Source organism: Clostridium collagenovorans DSM 3089 (assembly GCF_900130005.1).
Classification (GTDB): domain Bacteria; phylum Bacillota; class Clostridia; order Clostridiales; family Clostridiaceae; genus Clostridium_D; species Clostridium_D collagenovorans.
The window spans coordinates 18,408-44,277 of the sequence record NZ_FQXP01000009.1; the positions used below are offsets into that span (position 1 = coordinate 18,408).

Annotated in this window: 17 protein-coding genes; 5 read left to right on the forward strand and 12 right to left on the reverse strand. The window is 28.5% G+C overall.

Annotation, left to right across the window (positions count from 1 at the left end):
• Positions 1-329: 329 nt before the first annotated feature.
• From BUA48_RS11345 to BUA48_RS11355, 3 genes are all read right to left on the reverse strand, one after another.
• Entirely contained in the window at positions 330-1,913 is a 1,584-nt protein-coding gene (locus BUA48_RS11345) for an SIR2 family protein (protein WP_084666284.1), read from the reverse strand.
• Positions 1,914-1,936: 23 nt separating this feature from the next.
• Positions 1,937-2,188, reverse strand: a complete 252-nt coding sequence (locus BUA48_RS11350; protein WP_072832182.1) for a hypothetical protein — start codon at positions 2,186-2,188, stop codon at positions 1,937-1,939.
• Positions 2,189-2,533: 345 nt separating this feature from the next.
• Positions 2,534-3,712, reverse strand: coding sequence for a Shedu anti-phage system protein SduA domain-containing protein (locus BUA48_RS11355; protein WP_072832183.1), 1,179 nt, complete (start codon positions 3,710-3,712; stop codon positions 2,534-2,536).
• A 1,240-nt stretch (positions 3,713-4,952) separates the two neighbouring features.
• Here BUA48_RS11355 and BUA48_RS11365 point away from each other — a divergent pair.
• A complete protein-coding gene (locus BUA48_RS11365) occupies positions 4,953-5,498 on the forward strand; it encodes a DUF6512 family protein (RefSeq protein ID WP_084666286.1) in 546 nt (181 codons plus the stop codon).
• A gap of 387 nt (positions 5,499-5,885) precedes the next feature.
• Here BUA48_RS11365 and BUA48_RS11370 read toward each other — a convergent pair whose 3' ends face one another.
• Complete coding sequence (locus tag BUA48_RS11370; RefSeq protein WP_072832184.1) at positions 5,886-6,539, reverse strand: nitrite/sulfite reductase domain-containing protein; 654 nt, start codon at positions 6,537-6,539, stop codon at positions 5,886-5,888.
• A gap of 1,352 nt (positions 6,540-7,891) precedes the next feature.
• On the opposite strand from BUA48_RS11370, the gene BUA48_RS11375 reads away from it, so the two are divergent.
• Together BUA48_RS11375 and ade are read left to right on the forward strand one after the other, a co-directional pair.
• Positions 7,892-8,689 (forward strand): DUF368 domain-containing protein, encoded by a 798-nt coding sequence (locus BUA48_RS11375; RefSeq protein WP_072832185.1) that lies wholly within the window; start codon positions 7,892-7,894, stop codon positions 8,687-8,689.
• 447 nt (positions 8,690-9,136) lie between these two features.
• Positions 9,137-10,924 (forward strand): adenine deaminase, encoded by a 1,788-nt coding sequence (ade, locus tag BUA48_RS11380; RefSeq protein ID WP_072832186.1) that lies wholly within the window; start codon positions 9,137-9,139, stop codon positions 10,922-10,924.
• 464 nt (positions 10,925-11,388) lie between these two features.
• Here the strand turns inward: ade and BUA48_RS11385 are convergent, their stop codons facing one another.
• Both BUA48_RS11385 and BUA48_RS11390 read right to left on the reverse strand, forming a co-directional pair.
• Positions 11,389-12,258, reverse strand: coding sequence for a YitT family protein (locus BUA48_RS11385; protein WP_084666288.1), 870 nt, complete (start codon positions 12,256-12,258; stop codon positions 11,389-11,391).
• A 1,196-nt stretch (positions 12,259-13,454) separates the two neighbouring features.
• Entirely contained in the window at positions 13,455-14,096 is a 642-nt protein-coding gene (locus BUA48_RS11390; RefSeq protein WP_072832187.1) for a DUF3862 domain-containing protein, read from the reverse strand.
• A gap of 972 nt (positions 14,097-15,068) precedes the next feature.
• Here BUA48_RS11390 and BUA48_RS11395 point away from each other — a divergent pair.
• Entirely contained in the window at positions 15,069-19,076 is a 4,008-nt protein-coding gene (locus tag BUA48_RS11395; RefSeq protein ID WP_072832188.1) for an SdrD B-like domain-containing protein, read from the forward strand.
• A gap of 781 nt (positions 19,077-19,857) precedes the next feature.
• Positions 19,858-20,415, forward strand: a complete 558-nt coding sequence (locus tag BUA48_RS11400; RefSeq protein ID WP_072832189.1) for a CD3073 family putative ECF transporter S component — start codon at positions 19,858-19,860, stop codon at positions 20,413-20,415.
• A gap of 412 nt (positions 20,416-20,827) precedes the next feature.
• On the opposite strand, the gene BUA48_RS11405 is transcribed toward BUA48_RS11400, so the two are convergent.
• From BUA48_RS11405 to BUA48_RS11430, 6 genes are all read right to left on the reverse strand, one after another.
• Positions 20,828-21,226, reverse strand: coding sequence for a phage holin family protein (locus BUA48_RS11405; protein ID WP_072832190.1), 399 nt, complete (start codon positions 21,224-21,226; stop codon positions 20,828-20,830).
• Between the two features lie 76 nt (positions 21,227-21,302).
• Positions 21,303-21,743 (reverse strand): hypothetical protein, encoded by a 441-nt coding sequence (locus tag BUA48_RS11410; protein ID WP_072832191.1) that lies wholly within the window; start codon positions 21,741-21,743, stop codon positions 21,303-21,305.
• A 12-nt stretch (positions 21,744-21,755) separates the two neighbouring features.
• Complete coding sequence (locus BUA48_RS11415; RefSeq protein ID WP_072832192.1) at positions 21,756-21,941, reverse strand: hypothetical protein; 186 nt, start codon at positions 21,939-21,941, stop codon at positions 21,756-21,758.
• A 10-nt stretch (positions 21,942-21,951) separates the two neighbouring features.
• Entirely contained in the window at positions 21,952-23,934 is a 1,983-nt protein-coding gene (locus BUA48_RS11420; protein WP_072832193.1) for a hypothetical protein, read from the reverse strand.
• A 15-nt stretch (positions 23,935-23,949) separates the two neighbouring features.
• The gene (locus BUA48_RS11425; protein WP_072832194.1) at positions 23,950-25,257 is read right to left on the reverse strand and encodes a siphovirus ReqiPepy6 Gp37-like family protein; all 1,308 of its coding nucleotides are present in this window, start codon (positions 25,255-25,257) and stop codon (positions 23,950-23,952) included.
• Positions 25,239-25,856 (reverse strand): hypothetical protein, encoded by a 618-nt coding sequence (locus BUA48_RS11430; protein WP_072832195.1) that lies wholly within the window; start codon positions 25,854-25,856, stop codon positions 25,239-25,241. Before BUA48_RS11430 ends, BUA48_RS11425 begins: the two co-directional genes overlap by 19 nt.
• Positions 25,857-25,870 lie beyond the last annotated feature (14 nt).

Consider the following 25,870-nt stretch of genomic DNA (forward strand, 5'->3'; position numbering starts at 1 on the left):
TGAGTATTCAAATTCAAACTATATACTAAGTGATATTAAACCACTTTTACTAAACAATATTATGTATAATTGTACCATAAATTTTATACAATTTATCTGTATTCCCTAATTTATTTTATAATATCTCTATTTTTTACACATTATTTAAATAAATTCCATATTAAAGTTTGAAAACATATTTTTTCTATATATAATAAAAACAACTGAAATAAATTCAGCTGTTCTTCTAAAACTTAACACACTTAACTTTTAATTATTTTTTCTAATAATTTTGGTTCTCCACAGATACGCTTCTCCGTGTCAGTACTAAGTGAGGTTTTACCATATAATTACTTTTTGTTTTTCTTTAAATCATATATTAATGATAACCTTCTCAAGTTTGTCTCTACAGTTATCTCTCCATTATCCTTACTCTTTTTAATCTCTTCTAAAATATAGTCTTTTATTTTTTCAGTGCCTATTTTATCAAAATTATATGCTATCAATGAATATTCCTTGTATTTAGCAAAACTCTCTCTTATTATCTTCTCAATGCTATCATACTCTGCTTTATATAGTAAAGATTCCATCTGCACACGTAAGTTACCTTGTTTTCTTAGTCTATCTCTTAATTTTCTCTTTTCAGTTTCATGTAAGTTACTTCTATCAATATTTTCATCATTTACATACCTTAAAATTGGTAATATAGACTTTCCTTGTTGACTTGCAATAAATCTCAATATTGTATCTATATTTTGTTCATTTTCATCGGAAATATAATCATATATATACTCTACTACATTAGGCATATTAAATATTATTTTACTATCTCCAATTGCTACCACTATATTTTTATTCCCTATCACTTTTTCAATATCATCTAATTCACTTGGAGAAACAAGCATTGAATTTAACTCTCCTACCCTACCTCTTTCAACTATTAACTGCTTTATAACATGTTGATATCTTCTCACCTCTGATGGAGCTACTCCTTGATTTATAGTGGATAATTTTTTGTAAACCTTTAAAAAATTATCTGTTTTAACAACAGTTAATCTACATCCTAAATCTTTATCTATAACTATTTCCTCTTTTATTTCACTTATCCCATCTTCCCATTGTACAACTATCAATCTTTTTTCTAATTCTACTCTTTCTTCTTCATTAAGAGACCCTGTAAAGTCTTTTATTATCTTTCTAATATTTCTATCAGTAAGTGAATATCCCAAAAATATTATTGGTGAATGTAATAACATCGATATTATTTTTGCACTTATTAATACAGAGTCTTTATCAAACCTTTTATAGTCATCATCATTAATAATTAATGTACTTGCTTCTGTAGTACAACCGTGTATTTTATAAAGTTCTGCATATCCTATTGTTTGTTTAAAAAATCCTTGTTGCCCTATATATTTTTTAATCCCATATTTACTTTGACTATTATACTCATCTTCTATAAAAGTGTCATAATTAGTCGTTAATATTATTTGTGCTTTCATTAACATATTTTTAAATTCTACTGATTCATTATTATAATTTTCTCTAATCTGATATTTAGAAAATCTATTAGCTAATAATTTTTTAAAAGGGGATATTGACTGTTTATATGCTTCCTTTTGAGATAATCCTTCTATTTCAATTTTTTCATCATAAAATTTTTCATTAACTTTAGATTCAACCTCTGTAGCTACTAATGTATTAACTAAAAAATCTAATTCTCCATCATCAGTAACTCCCTCTTGCTTAAGCTTTTCCCTTATCTTATTCAAATGACCAAAGAAATTTTTATTTTTTGTTTTATTCCATAACTCTTCAAGTAACTCTTCCCAACTTGGATACCCAGTAAGATATCGCTTCGAAATACCAGACCCAATAAATATAACTGGAAACTCATTTTTTTCTATTAATATATCTAGTATCGATTTCTCCATTATACATACCCCCATGCATACAATTATAGTTTTTCTATATCTACTATATAACTTATACCTATACTAAATTGCTTTTTATTATCTAATAATATATATAGCATATCATCCTCTTCCTCATCTTTAGCTAACTCTAAAGAGAACACTCTACCTTCTAATATCTTACCTTCATCATCTGTAACTCTTATCTTAGACCCTAAATCAATATACATATCCATACCACTCATATTATTCTCTTTTGTAACCTTTATACATGGCATAATATTTGTAACTACCATTTTACTCACACACCTTAATTCTATTTATTTTATTTAAATCTATTTATATATAATACTCTACTATGATACGCTAGGTCTTCTTCCTCTGCATCAAATACAACAGTTCTATCTATTCCAAATTCACCTAACCAACTATAGTAATACGAGTCAATTCATGATATTATAAACATTATTTTTTTCATTATTTGATTCTCTAAACTTTTTAATTTCACTTTTAAAATTTTCTCTATTATTCATTATTCTCCGCCTCCTTTTTGCATACTATTAATCACCATAATTATGCACTTTTTATTGCTTTTAAAAATGAAAAATAAACCATATCACTTGCAAATGATGTCTATATTATTAACTTAAACTTATTGAATCTTGTATATAATCTTTAAACTTTTTTTCTAAATAATTATATGTTCTAACGTTAAACCACTTAGGTTTATCTAAAATCAATCTATTAAATTGCTTTTCTTCAATTTCATCTATAAGACCTATTATTCCTATAGTATCTGGATATTCTACATCTACTTTGTATTTATTATAAAATTCTTTTCTCTTTGTTGAATCATTAAAATACTCTCTATAATCCCTAAGCTGAGCCTCTAAATCATTAACTTCTGACTTAAATGCACATCTTACTTTTCCATTATTTTTGATTAAGCTTCTTTTTGCTCTTTTATAATCAATTATACTCCACCCATTTGTATATTTATTAAAACCGATTACATCAGGTTTTAAGTCCTGTCCATATTCTTCAAAAATATCAGTTAACACTACTTGATGAATTGGAGTAATTATATCCAATCCTTTTTCTAATATTATTGGATTCTTCTCTATAAAACTGTCTATCTCTAATTCTTTTGTATTAGTATCATGAATAAGCTTTAAAAATTTATCTCCTACAATTTTTAGTTGATTTTTATATTCTTCTATCTTTGTGTCTTCACTTAAATTTAATTTTTCATTATATGTTTTGAAATAATCAAAATATGTGAATATAATGTTATCTACAAAAATATCAATATTTCTTAATTTTTCTAAAAATATTTTATATGACATTATACTTGCATATTCTAAAGTTATTCTTTTATCATTTGGCAAACTAAATTCCATACCATCTAAAGTAATAAATATTTCTCCATCTAAACTAAATGGCTTTCCACCTATAATGTTAATATTTTTGAGATTTACACCAAAACAATCTTGAATTTTAAAAGCTACTGGCCCTCTTGACCATGTTCCACTTTCATCGAAATAATCTATAACATCCCCATTCACAAGATTAAATTTATACTCAAACTTATCAGATGATATCATCCTAATTAAAATATGTTCTTTATCTATAGAGTAAATAGCTTCAAAAGACATTTCTTTATTACAAAATATTTTTGGGAATACTTCATTTATATTTACATCCATTTTTTTAAGTAAAGTCAATTGCCTCTTAACATTTTCTTGAAACTTAAGTACAAATTCTTTTACCTCTCTCTTTATTTTAACTCTTTTATTTTTTTTTATTTTTATATTTCTCATTTAGATTCCCACTCCCACAATTTATCAAATATATAAATTCACCTATATAATCTATTGTACAATTATAATATACTTTAAAACATAATAATATTTATTTATGATACGCTATTTTTATCTATAAAAATATGTTTTAAGTAATTTATATCAATATCTAAGACTAAAAACCTCATTTACTTGTGATACGGTTCTCTTCATTCCCTATCTATTCCTCAAACTTCCGCATTCCGTCTTTATAGTATTTAAATCTTGTTCCCCTACTACTTCCCAATGTCATACATATAGCTCTATAAAATATGCGTAGTATTCACCACCAAATACTTTTTTAACTCTCTGACTGTTTTTACTCCTAATTTTCTTGCAATTCCTATGATTTTATTAATTTTTTCTTTCTCTTGTACGTTGTATGCTAATGTTATTCCACTAAAGACACTGCTTGTCCTTGGTGAATTTTCTTTCTTTATGTCTTTTACTAATAAATCTACGGGATAAACTTGAAATTTAATTCTTGGTATGTCAAAAATATTCTCTCTGGATTGTCGCGTTTCTCATCTTTTTTGAAGCCTTGGTTATCTCTATAAAATTTTATAGCTTTCTCCTTGCTTCTTAGCCCTAAACAAATACATGTTATTTAGTTTATTCATGATATTTCTTGGATCTTCTTTATGTTCTTCTCATGGTGTCAAATAAGTGTAAGTTTAAACAATTATTTTAAATGTTTCGGGTATAAATTACTATTTATACAAAATTATATCTCATTTTTACAAAAACTTAAAGATGTACTCTTTATTTAATGCATATTTATTTTTAATTGGACTGAAAGTATAAAGTTTCTATATTAAGTTAAAAATTAAATTAGGAATTATTTTTTGTTTTCTTACATAAAGTTCAGATTTTTTAATATATATTGCATTAGATGGATTTCAACTATTTTATATGCTTAAGAGAAATGTTTAAAGGTAATCTAATTTTAAATAATATTGTAGCTTTAATATTATTTAAATATAGATTTCAATAAGGTATATTCCTTATATTTAAAGTTGATTTTTGTTCTTAAGTCCATATTGCATTAAGTAAACTTTACTTACTTTGATGTTTTTATAGTGAAATACTAATTTTCATCAAAATATTGCAATGTAGTTTTAATATTGAAAAGTATATATGACTATAAATGATGAGTTTTATTAATTTTGTACATTATCTATGAAAGGTGTTTATTATCAATTATTACGGAGATGATTTTGTGAATAAAAAGGCTATTAAGGGTTGGTGTATTGCTTGTGCCATTTTTATGTGTGTTATGGGGAGTTTGTTTCACTTTGTGTATGAATGGTCTGGCAATAACTGTTTTGTGGGGATTTTTACTCCTGTTAGTGAGAGTGTTTGGGAGCATTTGAAGCTTAGCTTTTACCCATTGCTTTTGTTTTCAGTTGTGGATTGGCATTATTTGAAGGACATAAGTAGGAATTATTTTTTATCTAAGGCTGTAGGTGTACTTACTTGTAATTTATTTATTGTTGTAGTTTTTTATGCTTATACTTTTTTTACTGGTAAATCTATGGTTTGGGTTGATATTTCTTTGTTTTTTATAGGTTGTATAATTTCTCAGATAGTGTCTTATAAGCTTTATACTTATAGGAATTTAGGGGTAAACTTTAATATTTTAGGATTTATTTTAATAAGTTTGAGTATCATGCTTTTCACTTATTTTACTTTTAATCCTCCAATTTCTCTTGGGATTTTTAGAAGTTCCTCTGGCTGTATTTTTAAATATATTTTGAGATTATAAGCTAAGTATATAGTTTACTTTATTATATTATCTCTAAAAATATAGATAAATAACCTAGAAATATAGATAGTTCAATGGTTGTAGCTTAAGTTTATTTTTTAGAATAACGATTATTTATTAAAACATGCATAGCTTATTACTATTAAATTATCCTCTTAAAGATATAGTATTTTCTTATGAAGCTTAATAAATAGATATAGTATATATCTGTGCTTTAGAATTGAATTTTAATAAGAAGTTTATATAGTTTGATTAAGATTTTTATTGATTTTGCATATAAATTTTCTTTTTTGCTAATAATATTTTTGTTAAACAAACAAACTTTTTAAGGGCATAATTTTAAGGCATGGTTTTAAGATTTCTACTTCTTAAAACCATGCCTCTCTTTTAGCTTAATACTCCTTTTTTGAATTCTTCTATTCCTATTCTGTCTATGAATAGTCCTAATTTTTCTCCGAATTCTGCATTTTCTCTATAGTAATCAAAGACTTTGTCTACAAGTTTTAGGGTTTCTTCTTCGCTTATGTCCTTTGCTATTATGTCTGGAAGTCTAGGATGGAATCCTGCTGATCCTCCAACTGCTACTATAAATCCTGTTTTATCTGCTATTACAGCTACGTCTTTTCCATAGGCGCTACCACAGGCGTTTCGGCATCCTGCCACTGCTATTTTGGTTCTGTTTGGCATTTCTGCACCATGATATTTCTTGCTTAGCTTAACTCCTATTGGTATTGTGTTGTATTTAGATCTTTTACAAAATCCTGCTGGGCATATCTCAACATTCTTAACGGAATAAGGACTTTTTACTGCTGGAACCATGTCAAGCTCCTTCCATATTTGCGGTATGTCCTCTTCCTTTAAGTTTGTAATTAATATTCTTTGCCCACTGGTTAATTTGATAACGCCCTTATATTTCTTAGTTACCTTTGCTATTTTCTCAAGGGTTTCTGGTGTTATAAATCCTCCAACAATGTGTGGTGTTATAGCGTATGTTCTTTTTCCATCTCTTATTTTTTGCAAATTCCCGTAGTGTTTATCCATATTTAATATTTAGCGAGAAAATGTTTTATATGTACAGTTTCTCACTAAATTTCACCTCCTTTTCTTATCCTTAGTGAGATTTGTATTGTAAGTACCCAACTCTCACATAACCCATTATTTATAATTCCTTTTTACTATGTACTAAATTATTTAATTGATTTCTTTCATAATTAAAGTAATTAATTTTTTCTTATCTATAAGTTCTAATTAAGATTTTACATTCCTAGCAATGGTTTTATTTATTCTACAGTTGATGTTAACTCTAAATACAATGAAGATTGTTTATTAGAATATATATATAATTTTATTATATATAATTATTAGCCTTTTCTTATCTTCTTTCAATTTCCTTTATATAAAATAATTAAACCTTGATTCATTTTCTTTTAATTTTATATTTTTATACTTATATATTATTTCATATTAATCTTAAATCCATTTTTCTAAACTTGAAGAGATCTCTTTTAAGCTTTCCTCAAGTTCTCTATTAAAAATATATCTACTTAACTAAACTTTCTTTTAAAAACATCTTACCTTAAATAAGTACTAATTTAAGCTTAAACTCCATATAAATTTAAATTCTCCTATTATGTTTTCATGATTAACTAAAAAATTATATATTATGCTTAAATATATAAAGCCTTATAATTTTCTCTTCTTATTATATAAGTATAATTTTCTTTATGTAACTTATACTTTTATTGTAATCTTATTTTATAATTTTTCTGCTTTGTTTTCTGTATCTTAAGTTACGTTAATAATTTGTTATGAATAATTTTACTTGTATTTTTTACAATTATGTACTAATATTCAATATGAATAAAAATATAAATATTTATATATATTTTGCACTTAATAAGCTAATATCTTGATTGTTTTGCATATAAGATTTTAATATTGTGTATTTTTGCATATGAAAGCTTTATGTTTTCTAGTGTTATATATTCAGTTTTAATTTGTATGAATCTTGATTTTAATAAGGTTTTAATGCTACATGAATCTTGATTTTAATGAGGTTTTAATCCTTCATGAATCTTAGGTTTTAATGAGGTTTTAATCCTTCATGAATCTTAGGTTTTAATGAGGTTTTAATCCTTCATGAATCTTAGGTTTTAATAAGGTTTTAATCCTTCATGAATCTTAGGTTTTAATAAGGTTTTAATCCTTCATGAATCTTAGGTTTTAATGAGGTTTTAATGTTAAATGAAACCTGGGTTTTAATGAGGTTTTAATCTTTCATGAATCTTCATATTATATTAGATTTTAATGTTATATGACTCTTGATTTTGTATTAATCTTGATATTTTAGTTTTATTTTGCTTAGTATATATTGGCTTTAAAGGAGAATACATATGAAAAATTTAATAAACTTCTTTAAGGGTATGATTATAGGTATTGCTAATATCATACCTGGGCTTAGTGGTGGTACTATGGCTGTTGTATTTGATTTATATGATGATTTAATAAATGCAATTAGTACTTTAACTAAGAAATTTAAAGAAAATATGCTTTTCTTAATACCTATTGGTTTAGGTGCTGGTGTTGGTGTTTTAGGTTTTAGTAAATTACTTGAGTTTTTACTTCAAAATTATAATATTCCAACTAACTTTTTCTTTATGGGGCTTATTCTTGGAAGTGCTCCTCTTATTTATAAGAAATCAACTACTAAGGGTATAAATCCTAAGGTTATTATTTCTTTTGTTATTGCACTTTTAATTATTGTTGCTATGAAGGTTGTAATTCCACCAAGTAGTGGTTTAGAGCTTACAAGACTTACTGTTACTTCTTTTATAATACTGTTTTTATCTGGAGTTGTAGCAGCGGGTTCTATGATTATTCCAGGAATAAGTGGTTCTTTTGTACTTCTTTTACTTGGGGTTTATTATAGTATATTAGGTGCAGTTGCTGATTTAAATATTCCTATATTAATACCTGTAGCTTTAGGGGTTCTTGTGGGAGTTTTAGCAACTTCTAAATTAATAGATATACTTCTTAAAAAGGTACCTGAAATTACTTATTCTGCTATTTTAGGATTTGTATTAGGTTCTTTAGTTGTTATTTACCCTGGATTTACTTTTTCAATTCAAGGGGTAATAGCTGTTGTAGTATTAATTATAGGTGCTGCAGCAAGTTTTATATCTTCAAAATAACATAGTAATTTCAAAGGGATGTTGCACTAAGAATAAATATAATAGCATATTGTTATTTATAGATAACTTATAAATACAATATGTTGTATATAAATTTCTTAATGCGACACCCCTTTTTTATCTTTATTTATGCCTCTTAAGGATTTCTTTATTAATGTTTATATTTCCCTCTTTATTTCCTGAATTTAATTCCACTTACCTCCTCTATGATTTTTTTATTTCTTATCGTGCTTATTAATGACTTTTATATTTCATTTTTTCTTTATTTTTTAATTTTTATATACTTTTATTAAAACTTTCTCCCTTTTATTCTTGTTCATAGTTTATTAACATATATTTTTGATTTTTAGTTTGCATTGCTTCATCAAAAGTGATATTATCTTAATAATTTTAACTGGTTTAATAATAATTTGACTTAAAATTTTGCGGTAAGGGAGATATATTATTATGAAAAAGACTTTTAAGTTATGGGAAGTAACGGAAGATTTATGTGACGTGGCAATGGGTAGAAAACCTGCAGATTTAGTTATAAAAAACGGAAAACTTGTAAATGTAAATACTAAAGAAATTCTACCTAATACTGATGTGGCTATTGTTAAAGGAAGAATTGCTTTAGTTGGAGATGCTTCTCATTGTATTGGCGATAATACTGAGGTAATTGATGCAACTGATTTATATATAAGCCCTGGCTTTATGGATGGACATATACACGTTGAAAGTAGCATGATGTCTGTTAGAGAGTATGCAAAAACTGTTATGCCTCATGGTACAACAAGTATTTATATGGACCCTCATGAGATTGCCAATGTTTTAGGTATGAAGGGTGTGGATCTTATGATTGAGGATGGAAAGGTTGTTCCTCTTAGAGTATTTACTACTATGCCTTCATGTGTTCCTGCTACACCCTTCTTTGAGGATAACGGAGCCTTTTTAGGACCTCAAGAAGTTGATGTAGCTATGAGCTTAAAGAAAATCGTTGGACTTGGTGAAATGATGAATTTCCCTGGAGTTATAAATAGTGATCCTGATGTTCATAAAATATTAAAATCTACACTTAAAGCTAACAAAACAATTACTGGTCATTACTCTATGCCTGAAACTGGTAAAGGTTTGAATGCTTATATTGCATCTGGTGCAAGATGTTGTCATGAAACTGTTAGATGTGAAGATGCTTTAGCTAAGGCTAGACTTGGAATGTATGTACAAGTTAGAGAAGGTTCTGCTTGGCATGATTTAAAAGAAACAATAAAAGCTGTAACTGAGCATAATATCGATCCTCGTTTTATAACTTTGGTAAGTGATGATACACATCCTGATACTTTAATTGAAGATGGACACATGGATCATATAGTAAGACGAGCTATAGAAGAAGGTGTAAATCCTATTACGGCTATACAAATGGTTACTCTTAATGTAGCTGAATGTTTTAATATGAGCAGAGATTTAGGTACTGTATCTCCTGGAAAATGTGCTGACATAGTATTATTAAGTGATTTAACAAAGGTTTCTGTAGAAGAAGTTTTAATAAATGGAGAAGTTGTTGCAAAGAATGGTGAAACAACTCTTTCAATACCCGAAGGTTCTTATGATGATGTTAAAAACACTATGCACATAAAAGCTAACTTAAAGGCTGAGGACTTTGAAATTCAATGCCCTGTTAAAAATATTAATAAGGCCAAGCTTCGTGTAATGGAAATCATAGAAGCTAAAGTTGGTACTTATCATAGAGAAATAGAATTACCTATTAAGGATGATTTAGCTCAAATCGATCTTGAAAATGATGTTATAAAAGTAGCTGTTATAGAACGTCATAAAAAGACTGGCACTATGGGAAAAGGCTTTGTTAAAGGCTTAAGAGTAAAGGAAGGTGCTATTGCATCAACTGTTGCACATGATGCACATAACCTATTAGTTGTTGGTACTAATGATGAGGATATGGCCTTTGCTGCAAATAAATTAGCTGAAGTTGGTGGCGGAATGATAGCTGTTAGAAATGGTGAAGTTTTAGCTATGTTACCACTTCCTATAGCTGGCTTAATGTCTGATGAGCCTGTAGAAGAAATAGCTAAGAAGCTTAAAGGAATTGAAAAAGCTTGGGAAACTCTTGGCTGTGATTTGATTTCACCTTTCATGACTACAGCACTTATTTCTTTAGCTGTTATACCAGAGCTTAGACTTACTAATAGAGGACTTGTAGATACAGTTAAATTTGAATTTGTAGATTTATTTATATAGTTATTTCTCTTAATTATATACCTTGTTATAGTAAAAATTATATGAGATAGACTTTAGAGAAATGTCCAACCTAAGCATTTAGGAGGGACATTTTTTCTATAGTTAATTAATTATTCTATATTAGTTTAGCTTATTAAATTACAACTATCTACTCTGAAAATCCTTAGTTTAACTAAAGCAACTAGTAAAGTATGTTAATTGAATTTATTCTATCAAAACATTTATGATTCAAAAGATTTCTTTACAGTTTTTTATACAATTATTAATGGTCTTTATAATTAAATTTATTCTAAATGCTTTAAAGAATATATAAGAAGGGTTAAGTTAAAATACAGAAATAAAACTTATTTACTAAAAACTTAAAAATAAAGTTGAAGTTTACTTAATACAATATATAAATAAAAAATCTCTCTAAGATAGCATAAACACTATCTTAGAGAGATTAATTTTATATTTCATCTACCTTAAGCTAATTTCTTAAATCCTTCACCTAAAGTATCATAAGCTTCTGTTACAGATACAAAGGCACCTGGGTCTGTTTCTTTAATATAAGCTTTTAATTTTAAAAACTCATTTCTATCAACAATAGTAACTAATACTTCCATATCTCTTCTACTATAAGAACCCATTCCGTAATATCTGGTAGCGCCTCTTCCTAATTCATCTAAAATGAATTTTTCAATTTTATCGATTTCATCAGATAATATCTTGACTTCCATGCAAACATTTAAGCCCTCAATTACCTTATCAATAACTAATCCATTTAAGATAACAGCGAATAATGAATATAATCCTGATTTAAATCCAAATGCAAGCAATGCTAACATTACAACAACTATATCAGCAAGTAATACAGCTTTACCAATGTTCATATGAGTATATTTGTTTATAATTTTAGCAATAATATCTGTTCCTCCAGTAGATGCATTAGCATGGAATACTAGAGCCATACCTATAGCTTGAATTATGATACCGAAGATTAATTCTATGAACATGTCGTTAGTTAAAGGGTTAGTCATTGGTACAACTTTTTCTAATATGAAAATCGTACTAGATAGAGATAAACTCGCAAATATAGTTTTACCTCCAAAGTTAGCTCCTATAACTAAAAAAGCCACAATAAACAATACTACGTCTATGCAGAACATTGCTCCCCCAACAGGTATTGCTGGTATAAATTTGTTTATAACCATTGCTAAACCATTTATTCCACCTGCCGCTATGTCATTAGGCATTAAAAAGAAGTATACTCCCCCAGCTACCATAAAAATACCTACTAAAATAATCAGATAATCCTTAACTAGCATTATGTAATTTTTATTTTGTTTTTCCATAATTTCACCCCCTAAAAGTTTATCAAATTATAACCTCTGGTTAACATTATATTACAGGCAAATTACCTGTGTCAATTTACTCAGTAACCTTTAAAACGCGCCTTATTTACTACATTTAACAATTTATGAATTTATTAATATAAATATCCATGCATTTTCAAAGCATAATTATATGCAGTGTTTTTTGCATATTGCATATTTATTATCTTATAAAATATTAATTCATATGCACTATTTTTTATAAACTTATAAAAAGAAAAAAATTCACAGCTTAGTAATACTTTCTATACAAATTTAAAAGTTCTTTTAAATCTTCTGCTTAAGTAACTTTATAAACTATACCGATACCTATAATTAAAATCCTCTACAACCATATTAAATATGTCTAACATCATAAATCCTTTAGAGAGTTTTTCCCCTCTTATCTTAAACTTTTAAATTTTTTTAATTATTTATGTTTAATTAATTCCAATTTTGTACATAATTACAATAGAGGTGATGAGTGATGAAAAATTATAATTTATCTTTAGATGTATTCTTGAGCATGAACGTGCTTATATTAGTAGTTTTCTTAGGTAACTATGTGTTTATTTAAGATTTAATTTAAATTTGCCCCCGACTATTATTAAATATTTAAAAGTTATGAGTTAATTTTTAAACTCTCCATGTTGTTAATTCAAAGCTTAAATTTTAATAATAGTTTATATATATAACCTTTTTTAAATTTTTTACTCCTAAATACTTATTTAGAATAATAAAAAGTGCTGCAATTTAATTGCGCACTTTTTATTATTTTGAATTTATAACCTAATTAGTTTTAAAAATAATCACTCTTTACTATAAAACCTTTATTTGAACTTTTTGAATATATATACTACTTCCAAACATATATATTCATAACTTTTAATGCAATTATTTTTACATGTTTTTACAAATCATGTAATTGAAAATTAAAAATTTTCTTATAAAAAAATTTTTTATTGCAAGTTTTTTATAAAATAATGTTTTTTATTAATGTATTTATAATCATAATCAACTTTAACTATGGTAAAGCCTATTTATAAAGATATAACCTAAAACAATTAAATCTTATTTATTGTAAAATATACATTTTAAATTTTAAAATATCTTATAAGCTTTTTATGTGTTTATTTTAAGTTCTTATTTTCATTAAGCCATATATTATTAAAACAAAACTATTTTAATCCAACTTGAGTTTTAGAACTTAACTTTCCATCAATAAATCCAATAGTTGCAATCCCTGCTTCTTTGCTACTATAAGAATAAATCTCATGTTTAGAAGTAACTATTTTTGACTGAGTAGATAATACGCCTTCACCTAAAACTTCTTTTACTTGATCATAAGTCATACCATCTTTTATAGTTTCAAATTTTTCTAAGTTCAAATCAACTTTCTCTTTACTTAAGCCAGCTTGGACCTTTGATGAAACTTTTCCATCTTGAATTGTCATATTTATACTTGCTATTCCATCTCCCTTCCATGAGTATAAAACACTTTTTACTCCAGCTACCTCTGAAGAAGTCTTTTGAGTTCCCTCACCTAATAAAGCAACTACATCTTCATAGCTTTGACCCATTTCTATTTTTAAGAAGTTTTCATAATTTATTTTGCTTTCCTCTTTCTTTTCGTCCTTCTTAGTTTCATCTTTCTTAGCTTGTTCTTTATCTGAATCCTCAACCTTTACACCAGAATTGGTAGCAGAATCATCCTTATCTCCAAGACTACTTCCATAGATAGCTAAAACAACAATAACCGCTAAAACCCAAATCCAAGGTCTCTTATAAATTGGCTTTTTAATTTTTTCTTCTTTACTCATTATTAAGCCTCCCTTTAAAGCTTTAATTACAGGAATATTGAAAATAGTTTTATAGTATTTCTCTTCAGTTCCTGTGAATTCTAGCTTATAACTCTTATTTAAATTAATTTCTATTTAAAACATATCCTATTTTAAATAACTCTTATTTAAGTTACTTTTCCTTAAAACAATTCCTATTCTAAGTAGTTTTCTTTAACCTAATTTCTATTTAAAACATATCCTATTTTAAATATCTCCATTTAAGTTACTTTTCCTTAAAACAGTTCCTATTTTAAGTAGTTTTCTTTAACCTAATTTCTATTTAAAACATACCTCTATTTTAAATATCTCCATTTTAAGTTACTTTTCCTTAAAACAGTTCCTATTCTAAGTAGGTCTTACTTAAATTACTTACTTTTAAAGTAGATTCTATTTTAAAGTAATTTTTAAATTTAATATAAACTAAACTTCACATCTTTAAATGTTTATTCACATATTCTTTTTTAAATGCATAGTTTTTTAATTTTATCTTATCTACTATATATTCAATATATAAAAGGTTTTTTTATATTATAAGAGAACTTAAAATTTCATTGTATATATTTCAATAAACTCTCTTCATTCTATTTAGCCATAACACTGATTATAAAATACCTACAAGAATTAATGTCAATCTATAATATTAATTAGGATTTATATATACTTTACAATATTAAACGTGCATCACCCAATTTATTACAATATTAATTTTTTTATCCTATAAAATATGAATTTATTTTATTTAATGCAACATATATACTTTCAAAAATCTTTAAATTCTCATGAATTTATTGTATTTATTTACATTATTAAACTTTTTATTGCTTTTGAAACCCTTATTTTACCAATAATTTTGTAATTAAAATCATTATATAGTTGATTTATGTCACATAAATTCTAATCTCTTCATAATATAATATAGAACGTCTTAAACTTTATAAGGAGGAAATAACTATGGCTCAAATAACCAAAACCGTTAGTAAAACATTAGTATCTGGCTCAGAAGTCTTTATTTATACAGTTAATGCATCATACAGTGGACTATCTCAACCTGCACAAGCAGGTAAAATTGTTGATGTTTTCCCAAGTAAAATTAAATATATTCTTCCCCCTGTTGGTGGACAAATACAAAGTATAAGTGAAAATCCCGTAGCTGGTGGAACTGAGGTAACCTTTAATTTAGGTCCTGTAAACGCTGGGACATCTCTATCCTTTACCTTTGCTTGCTTCTTTGGTCCTGGTAGAGTAGATAATGATAGCTTTACTAATAAAATGGATCTTATTGCAGATGATTCAACTGTAGCTAAAGCAACAGCACCTACAGTAAATCTTAAACTAATTGAAGCCTTTTTCATGACAAAATCTGCTGAACCTTCAAGTGTTGTTAATCCAAATGATGAAGTAACCTTTACTTTATCCTTAACAAATAATGGTGACCCAGGTGCTACTATAAATAATGTAGTAATCACAGATGTATTGCCACCAGAGCTTTCTCCAATTACTTCATTCATACCAATCGGAAATGACGTACCTTCTGGTGGTTACTCAGATCCATCTGCCAATAATGTAACTGGCTACTGGACTGGCAATAGTTTAACCTTTAACCTTTCAAAATACAGTGGTGCACGTTATGATATAACTTTTAAAGCACAGGTAAGCTCAACCGTAAGTCCTGGTGAAACCTTTGTTAATACTGGTAAGTGGAGTATGAGTGGTAATGATAGAAATGATGCACCTCTTACTATGTCTGTTTACGATCCATCTCAAGCAGGATTTTTATTATATGCTGTAGGTGCACTTACAACCATGATTGGTGCTCCTATGAACTACGATATAACTAACAGCAATACAAGTAATGTAACTTTAAGTAATTATGTACTAGAAGATACTCTTCCTAGTGAAGTTGATATTTCAGCTTTACGTCTAAGTGCATCAAGTGGACTAATCAATTATAGTATTTTTGTTGCTTTTGACTCTAATCCTACAAATTATGTTCCAATTGCTGAAAATATTCCTAATGGTTCTTACCCATATACAGATTTAATTCCTTTTATTCCTTCTGGAGATAGGATTACAAAGATAAAACTAACTGCACAAAACTTGGATGCTACAGATTCAAGTCATACACTTTTTATTAGTGGCTTTACAAACTATAAAGCAGTTTTAAATTCTACTATTCATAATAGTGTAACTGCATCCTCTGGTAGTATAAGTAAAACAGATATATGCTCATCTTTTGTAAACGGTGCTTCTGATTTGGTTATGACAAAATCTTTTAGTCCAAATCAAGCAGCATATTACCCTTTAGAAGAATTCAATGTAATTTTAAAAGCAGAAGCACTAAATACAATTACAGTTCAACCTATTTTAATAGATATTATGCCAAAGGGATTAAGATATGTCCAAAATAGTGAATATCTTTTATATTCTGACTTAACTACAGGACTAACCTATGACTCAAGAGAGCCAAACTTCCCAATCCCTATTCCAAGTAGAGAAGTCTTTCCTAACTTTTTAGGTACTGGTGAAACACTTCTACGCTGGAGTTTCTTAAATTACACTCTTCCTAGCAGTTCTACTATTCAATTAATATTTAAAGCCTTTGTTGAAATTGATGCTCCATCCTCATTTACAAACAAAGGATATCTAGGTATGCCAGGAAATAATGTCTACTATGTATCTTCTGATGTAGATGACCCTCTAGATTTAGATGGTGATGGACTAACTACTACAGATAAATTATCTTATTCAGAATTACAAGGAGTAGTATTATCAACTTCAGAATTTTCCCTTAAGAAACTTGTTCAAGGAGAAAAAGATCTTGAATTCAAGAGCAACGGCCTTACTCCTCAAGGTGGTAATATTAAATATCGTCTTCAAGTAACAAATAACCAACCAGTTACTCTTAAGAATATTGAAATCGTTGATATTTTACCTTATTTAGGAGATACAGGTGTAATCTTAACAAGTGAGCAAAGGGGTTCTGAGTTTGAAGTATATGCAACCTCAGCAGTAACAGCACAAATTGTAAATATCATTGGTGACCCAGTAGATCCAAGTCCTGTTATTGTTATTGAATACTCTACTAGTAATGATCCTAAACGTTTTGATGAGCTAGGAAATCCAATTGGTACTGGTGATTGGAGTTTAATACCTCCAGAAGATATAACAACTCTTCGCTCTATTAAAGTTACAACTGGTGCCTCTGTTATCTTAAACCCATATGACCGTTTAATTGTTGACATTGGAGCAAAAGCCCCTGTTGGTATAGGATTAGGCAAGCTTGCTTATAACTCCTATGCAGTAAGAGCAAATAAAGTTACAAGTAGTGGAACTGAGCCTTTACTTCCAACAGAACCTAATAAAGTTAGTATAAAAATTGATGAGAATATCCTTGGTAGTATTGGTGATTTCACTTGGATTGATTTAAATGGAAATGGACTTTATGATCCTGATGAACCTGGAATAAATGGTATGAAGGTAGAGCTTTATTCTGAAACTGGAAAGTTAATCGATACAACAGTTACAGCTGACGATGCTACTGGAAAAGCTGGATACTATTTATTTAATAACCTTGTAGAAGGAATCTATCAAGCAAAATTCATCCCTTCTCGTGATTATGTTTTAACTAGTCAGCATTCAATGGAATCAAATGGTAGTAAACCAGATCCTACTACAGGTTTAACCTCATTTATTACACTTTCAAAGGATCAAAAAATTTCAGATATTAATGCAGGGGTTGTTCCTAATACAAAATCAAGTATTGGAGACTTTGTTTGGGAGGATCTTAATAAAAACGGAATTTATGATGATGGTGAACCTGGGGTAAATGGTGTAACTGTAGAGTTATACTCTAGTACTGGTGTTCTACTTGCAACAACTACAACAGCAAATTATGCTGGCAATCCAGGATACTATAGTTTTAATGAATTAGAACCAAAGGACTATAAAGTTAAATTTATTCCAATGTCTGGCTTTGAGCTTACTGTGCAAAAAGCTATTGAACCTAATGGAAGCCGTCCAGATCCTACAACTGGCTTTACTAATATCATTTCATTAGGAGCTCATGAAGACAAAACAGACATCAATGCTGGTATTGTTGCTATAAAGAAATCGAGTATAGGTAACTTTGTATGGAACGACCTTAATAAAAATGGTTTCCATGATCCAGGTGAACCTGGTGTAAATGGTGTGACTGTAAAATTATACTCTAGTACTGGTGTTCTACTTGCAACAACTACAACCTCTGATTTAGCTGGTGATCCAGGACATTATATCTTTGATAAATTAGATCCTAATGACTATTTTGTAAAGTTTATTCCAACACCACAATTTGTCCTTACTCAACAAAAAGCTTTTGAGCCTAATGGAAGCCGTCCAGATCCTGTAACTGGCTTTACTAATCTTATTTCATTAGGTGCTCATGAAGATAGAACAGATATTAATGCTGGTTTAGTAGAAAAGCCTTGTGGTCCACCAACTATTAATGCTTCCAATCAATGTATTCATACCGGATCTACCTTTAATCCACTTGATGGTGTAACAGCAACAGATTGTAAAGGTAATGATCTTACAAGTAAAATAATTGTAACTTTCAATAATGTTGATACAACAAAACCTGGAGTGTATTCAGTAACTTATAGCGTTACTGATAGTAAGGGTCAAACAACAACAAAAACAATTTCTGTAAAGGTATGCACAAACACTCCTTATCAACAAGCTATTACTGATCTTATTGAATCAGTAGCACTTGAAGAAACTGCTCTTGCTCATATTTTAAATGCTGAAGGTGAAAAGATTCAAAAGGCTATTGCTTTAAAATTACCAATTAAAGATTTAATAGAAGTAAATTGTTCAGTAGAATCAATGATTAGTGCAATAACTAAACTTGAAATAATTCTACACGACAAATTAAAATTTGCTCAAGAAAGTGGCGCTGGAGATTGTTGCGATAACTCATAATCTTATAGTAATTTAAAGACTAATTAATTATAAGTTAGTTATGTAAAGTTAGTTATGTGAATCTAGTTTATAAATTAATTCTTTATAAACTAGATTCACAGACTAAATAACTAATTTAGCAAATTAAATTTCAACTCACTTCTTTATGAATATTAACTTGGCATATTAGTTATTTATTACCAAGGGATTAACCTTAGTAAAGACCTTTCAATAGCTAATATGCCTTGTATATTATTTTAATTTATGGATTATACAGTAATCTAACGTCTTAAAAATTATCATAACTCATGTGGTGATTTTCCTATTATTATATTTAATGTATCCCCTTCAACTATACCCCATTGGAATAACTTACCTTTATAGTTTTTTCAAATACTTATCTCTTTATTAATAATTTAAAACTATTTCACTTAACTTTTATAAGTCTATATAATTAAGATGCATTAAAGGGCTTATAGTAATTTTCGACAATTATATTTCATATTGATTTTGATTCAATCATAAAGCTCAAATATAAATATATATCTTGAATTAAATAAACTTCATTTATATTTTATAGGATAAAAGAATTTAATATGTAATAAATTACGATGATGTAGATTTAATATTGCAACCTATATGCATATATAAATTAAATTATAAACCCGAAATATAACTACATATATAAAAGCTTAGTAATTATCATTAATTAGAACATGTGTAATTTAATTAAAACTTATAAATAATTAAAATAAAGTTCTGTGTTAAGTTACACAGGATATCTAAGAAGGAGATTTTTAAAATGCAAACAAAACACTTAACCTTTTCTTCAATATGTATAGTAATTAATATTGTTTTAGGATTAATAATGGGAGTTTTAAATATTCCACTATTATTTCTAGACACCATAGGGACTGTATTTGGAGCCGTTGTTATGGGACCTCTTTATGGAGCAGCTATAGGATTAACAACCAATTTAGTATTAGGAGCAATTTCTTCTCCTACTAATATTCCTTTTGCTTTAGTTAACATAGCTGTAGGTTTAATTGTGGGCTTCATAGCTAAGAAATTTAAATTCGACTTAAAAACAGCTATAATTTCTGGCTTAATCCTTTCTGTTGTGTGCCCACTTATTGGAACACCTATATCTATACTTATATCTGGTGGACTTAGCGGAAGTGGTGCCGACTTATTAGTGATGTGGTTAAGACAAGCTGGACAAACTATATTTGCTTCAACATTCTTCCCTAGAATAGCAAGCAACTTAGTAGATAAAATTCTAACTTGTGTATTAGTATCAATTATGATCACAAAACTACCTAAGAATTTTTTCAGTATTAAAGCTAAAGTTCAGAAGTAAGCTTCAGAAGCAGTGTTAGTAATTTCTACTTTGAAATATTATAAGTTACTTAAAACTTGTTGATGGGATTTGTAGATTTAATATTACAAAATGTATATATAAGTTCTAATTAATATTCTACATTCCTAATAGTGGTTGTGTTTATTCTCCAATAGATCTTACCCTTAAATACAATGAAGATTGTCTATTAGAATATATATATATAAATTTTCTTTACGCCTAATATAACTCTACATAAAATTAATAAAGGCTGTAGCACCAAGATTTATAATAACAATACTTAAGTTATTTTATTAAACAACTTAAAGTATATTGCTATTAAACTTCCATGGGCTACAGCCTTTTACTAAATCATATTTTATAAATATATTACTTCAATATCTTATATATTCATTTAAGTTATTACTTTCACCTAATCATCTTCATTGCTCTTCAATTGCTCTAAAGCATTCTTGATTTTAGGTGGGATTGGTATACCTATGATGCAACAATTTTCTATTAAGCTCAATCCTTCATTTGCTATATAAAAATAACATGCAACAGTTCTAAACATCCAGTTTTGAGTTGTCAGTAATTTGTCCAAAGATGCTGTTACTATTAAAACTATAAATATAACACACTTCCTAGCAATTCCTCTAAACCCTATATTCGAACTAAGATCCTTATTTACATAAGCCTTAAGTACTCCTGTTATATAATCTAAGGTCATAAATAATACTAATATACTCAATGATGTATTCCAACCACCTAATAACCATGTAAATATAGTAGCAATAAAAGCAATAAACCCACTAAAAAAATTTTTCTCCATACTATATATACTCCTTATTTAAGGTTATCATATTGATTCTTAGTTTAATTAAACACACCATACTTTTAATACCTTTTTAATATCCAACTGCAAAATATCTTGCTCTGCCAAATCCACCTACTGGTGCATTATATACTGCTACATTCATTTTATTATTAGTTCCACCTAAATTAAGCAAACTTATACTATAGTCTCCAGCGCTACATACAATTGCATTTCTTATTAAAGTACATTCAGGCACTGCATAAACTCTAGATCCCCATGCTACTCCAGAAGAAGTTGGAACATTAAACCATCCAAAATATAGTTTTTCTCCATTTCCTAGTGGAATCCATCCCTCTTGACCGTCTGCTCCAGTTGAACCATCATTTTTTGTTGCAAGGTTTACTTTATCAAGATATTGTTTCAAGCTCGAGTTTTGTCCAATATCAACTTGTTCTGCTTGAGTTTTAAACATTATTTCATCAAATGCACCTGCACCATTATCTACTTTATAAACTGCATTTTTAACTGCCATATTTATCTCCTCCTAAATTAAATGTATCCAAACATCATTTTTCTTTGAATTACTTGGTTGTGTTGTACTTATTACTTGCTTCATAGCCTCTTGAGTAAAGCCCATATCATTACTTAACTGACTTAATTTTATTGGTATATTCTCTTTTAAGGCTACATCCTTGCCATTAAGTTTTAATTCTTTTCCTAAAACCTTCATGTTATCTCTCCTAACCTATAACTGCTATACTGTACTGGTTACTTGATGGAGCTGTAGCAAATAATACGTTAAGACTGTTATTATCTACAAGTTGCACATCAGCCATAACAATATTGTAGGGACTTGAAGTCTCTCTTATAGAAATACTTAAATCCATTGTGCCTAAATTATGTGTTACAGGAATTGTAGTTAAAGTACCATTTCCTATATTAGTTACATATTTTTCAGTTCTTTCATTCCATGTGGTTCTTTCAGCTGCTGTTATATGTTTTACAGCATCACCATTATGACTATTAAACTCCACTTTAGTTGCTTGTTGTATATTATCAACATTGCTAAGTCCTACATGAGACTTATTTAAAGTCACAGATCCAGTCATACCATTTACACTAGACACCTTATCTGCTGGTGTTAAGAGTTCCTGCCAATTACTTACGGTACTAGCTGGAGATTGTTTTAAAATAAAGGATTTGCTTAAATCCGTTCTTACACATATATCTCCTATTTCTGCAGCAAGTCCTAACATAGCACTTTCTGAATTGACAACGAAAGTATCAGATATAGCTAAGGCTGGCATTATAGTAGGATCTAACTTTCCATTACTGCCTATTAAAGGTACTTGTCCTGAACTCGCTCCTACATCCTTACTAGCTACACTTCCTAAGTTTGGTTTATCACTTAAGGAGTTATAACTCTTCTCACTTAAACTAGCTAAGCCATGATTGTGATTTCCTTCAGCTTTTCCATTCCAAGTACTTTTCTCTCCATCACTTACAAATCTATTATTGGTATCTTGAACAATAATACTAGCTGCATGTGTAGAAGGATGAGTATAATTATTGGCCCCTACTGCAATTCCATTAAGTTTACTTAAGCTTTCTTTACTCATAAGACCATCTTTACTTGTTGTGACTAAAGGAATAGGATCTACTCCCCCTGGCAAATGTTCACTTCCATGTATTGGATAAGGACTTATATTTACTAACTCCACATACTCAGCTAATAAATGATCTCCCGCAGATAATCCTGTTTTTAAAGTAAAACTTGTTTGTGATGTTTCATCAACCATTGTATTGGCAACCTTAGCTCCATTAAGGAATACTGCTAATGTACCTAGTCCTTGTCTATATTTTCCCTTGCTTAAGGTGAATAAACTTTGCCCTTCTGCTGCTATAAATTTTTCTTGTTTAATAATATAACTTGAAGGATTATCATTAGCATTTAAAGTTCCATCAGCATCTATACTTAAGTTACTTCCAGCCTTTATGCCTCCAAGCACACTATTACTAGCTACAGGAGGTGTAAAAGTCACTGGTTTTCCCGTTACATTTCCCCAGGAAATAGTATCTTGTCCTCCTATCTGTAGCCAAGTATTACTTAAAGAATCTAGCCATATCTTCTTAGTGTCTGTGCTTATATATATAATCATAGATCCCGTTGCTATTGGTCTAGAAGATTCTACCCCTTCTAATATCTTTTTAGGCATAAAACCTAATGCAGCACCTACATTTTCCTTTGTAAGTTCTCCTCGTATAGTAGCTGAAGTTTTATTTTCTACATTTCCTAAGCCTACATCACCTTTAGTTGTTCCATGTGGATTACTTCCATTACCTGGGTGTGTATAATTGTTAGCTCCTGTTTCTATTCCATCTAATTTATTTTTAAGTGCAGTTGTAAATGCTTGTTCCATAGCATTTAATATTGAGCTATTGCCATGACTGTGTCTTTTACTTATAGCATCATTAACAACTGTACTTAAATTCTTATCCTCTAACTTACTACTACTTCCATTAATTAAAGTAACTATTTCATTTCCATTTAAGACTTTACCTAAGTTTATCCATGAATCTCCATCGAAACCATAAAATAAATTATCTACATTATTAAAATATATTTGTCCTTTTACAGCACTAGCTGGAGCTGCTCCTAGATTTTGAATTCTAGCATTTTGCAATTCATTTTTATTTAAATCAATATTAGAAAAATATTTCAAATCCTACTCTCCTTTCTAGTTAAAATATGCACTTCCTGAAACCTCAGTTGTGAATATCAACTCTAAATTATTACTATCTATATACCTTATATCGCCCATTAAAACAGTCCCTGAGCTATCTGCAACAGATACAGATGGCATTTTATTTAAGTTATGATTTATTCTCCAAAGTTTACTTGGAGATAATTGAGTGCATATAAAGGTTTTATCTATAGCCCCTGTAGGCTCCTGTGATTTTTTTTTATTTTCCTTTAAAGGTACATCTGTAATTTGTTTTATTTTTTCATTAACACTTGGAATAGCTTCTCCAAATCTAGGTTCAACCTTAAAATTATTAGTCTCATAAACCTCTGTAACCTCTAACACCCTATTATTAATTACAATTTTATGTTTCTTATCAATGGTTGTAACCACATCCCCTAAATCCCAATTTGTCTTATATGCATTAGGATCTACTTCACATTCAAAGGAAGCTATTTTAGGATTTTCAGCTAATTTAATTTTTCCTGCATCAATAAGGTTTCCACCTTCTTTAACATCGCCAGCATCTATAAAGATTTCTCTTCTCTCTAATCCACTTAGCTCATTATAAATTACCTCAATATCCCTTTCTTCGCCTTCTCCTTCTCCTGCAATATATCCACAGTTTTTATATCCTATAGTTGATTCCACATAGTTTTGCTTCTTTATATTGTCATAGTCTAAGGAAAATATTGCTGGTGGATTAACCCTCTGTGAAGAAGTCAGATTTCTTCCCTCTAGTACCCTAAAGATAAATTTTTTATTTTTATAATCTAAATCTATATTAAAACCTAAGGAAGACGCCTTAGCTATTTTACTTAATTCATCAGCTAAGTTTTTATATCTTGTTTGGAACTCTATTAATTCTCCTCTTCCTTTAGATTTTTCTATTTCTAGATAAGGAATAATTCTATTTCTATCTGTAGGTAAAATCGCATTATTTTTTACTAAATTAAGAATTATATCTTCAGCATTAGTATTGTAATAATCCTGTGCAGCATTTATAGGAGGTACCGTTACCCTTTGACTTAGCCAGTAGCTCAGTCCAAATCCTTTTACTATTATTTCTTTATGATTCTCTTGATTTATCTCAACATATTCAATAACTCCACTTTTAGCTTTATCCTTTCCTAACATAACTATATTTCCTATTTTGATAATATTAGGATCAATACTACTTAAGTGAAATTCAAATTCTCCATGGGTATTCCATTTTCTTATATAAAAAAGAGAAGTATATTCATCTACTTCTCCTAAAAAATTTATATTTTTATCAAATACCCTTATGCTAATTCTATCCATATTGAACCTGCCACACTTCCACTTGGTTTTTGACTCTGAATAAAGATGTTTCTCCATCCTTTAGCTTGTTGAGATTCAAACCATCTATCAAATTTTGCAGAGTAATCCTTTATCATAGAATTAAACTCTGTTAAATTTTTAGGTCTTATGGTTCCACATAAATCCATATTGTATCTTTCATCACTTATTATTATTTCTCCATTTTTATTCACTCTAACTTGAGCTAAGGATAATTCATATATTAAATTATCTCTTTGCAATGTAGGAGCTTTAGGAGTACTTTGTGGAGTACCTAACTTATACTCAATACTTACTTTTCTTTCATTTATATTAAGTCTTATAACCACTCTATCAATTCTATCGAAGCTACTATCCTTAACTACTGATATATTTTTATAGCTATCATTATATAAATAAAAACCTTTTACTATAGCATATCCTTCTGAAACCTTTAATGTACTTTGATCCTTTACAATTCCAAAACCTAAAGTATCATCACTTTTTACAGAAACACCACTTTCATAAATATTATCAAATAATCTGCTAAATTCTTCTTGGCCATATTCCTGTTCACCATTAAAAAAACCATAATACTGCATTGCTACACCCCCTT

Coding starts and splice junctions, on each gene's coding strand:
- BUA48_RS11405 (WP_072832190.1), bottom strand. CDS start 21,226: ATGGAGAAAAATTTTTTTAGTGGGTTTATTGCTTTTATTGCTACTATA.
- BUA48_RS11370 (WP_072832184.1), bottom strand. CDS start 6,539: ATGGATAAACACTACGGGAATTTGCAAAAAATAAGAGATGGAAAAAGA.
- BUA48_RS11395 (WP_072832188.1), top strand. CDS start 15,069: ATGGCTCAAATAACCAAAACCGTTAGTAAAACATTAGTATCTGGCTCA.
- BUA48_RS11375 (WP_072832185.1), top strand. CDS start 7,892: ATGAAAAATTTAATAAACTTCTTTAAGGGTATGATTATAGGTATTGCT.
- BUA48_RS11415 (WP_072832192.1), bottom strand. CDS start 21,941: ATGAAGGTTTTAGGAAAAGAATTAAAACTTAATGGCAAGGATGTAGCC.
- BUA48_RS11410 (WP_072832191.1), bottom strand. CDS start 21,743: ATGGCAGTTAAAAATGCAGTTTATAAAGTAGATAATGGTGCAGGTGCA.
- BUA48_RS11350 (WP_072832182.1), bottom strand. CDS start 2,188: ATGGTAGTTACAAATATTATGCCATGTATAAAGGTTACAAAAGAGAAT.
- BUA48_RS11425 (WP_072832194.1), bottom strand. CDS start 25,257: ATGGATAGAATTAGCATAAGGGTATTTGATAAAAATATAAATTTTTTA.
- BUA48_RS11430 (WP_072832195.1), bottom strand. CDS start 25,856: ATGCAGTATTATGGTTTTTTTAATGGTGAACAGGAATATGGCCAAGAA.
- BUA48_RS11355 (WP_072832183.1), bottom strand. CDS start 3,712: ATGAGAAATATAAAAATAAAAAAAAATAAAAGAGTTAAAATAAAGAGA.
- BUA48_RS11385 (WP_084666288.1), bottom strand. CDS start 12,258: ATGGAAAAACAAAATAAAAATTACATAATGCTAGTTAAGGATTATCTG.
- BUA48_RS11400 (WP_072832189.1), top strand. CDS start 19,858: ATGCAAACAAAACACTTAACCTTTTCTTCAATATGTATAGTAATTAAT.
- ade (WP_072832186.1), top strand. CDS start 9,137: ATGAAAAAGACTTTTAAGTTATGGGAAGTAACGGAAGATTTATGTGAC.
- BUA48_RS11345 (WP_084666284.1), bottom strand. CDS start 1,913: ATGGAGAAATCGATACTAGATATATTAATAGAAAAAAATGAGTTTCCA.
- BUA48_RS11390 (WP_072832187.1), bottom strand. CDS start 14,096: ATGAGTAAAGAAGAAAAAATTAAAAAGCCAATTTATAAGAGACCTTGG.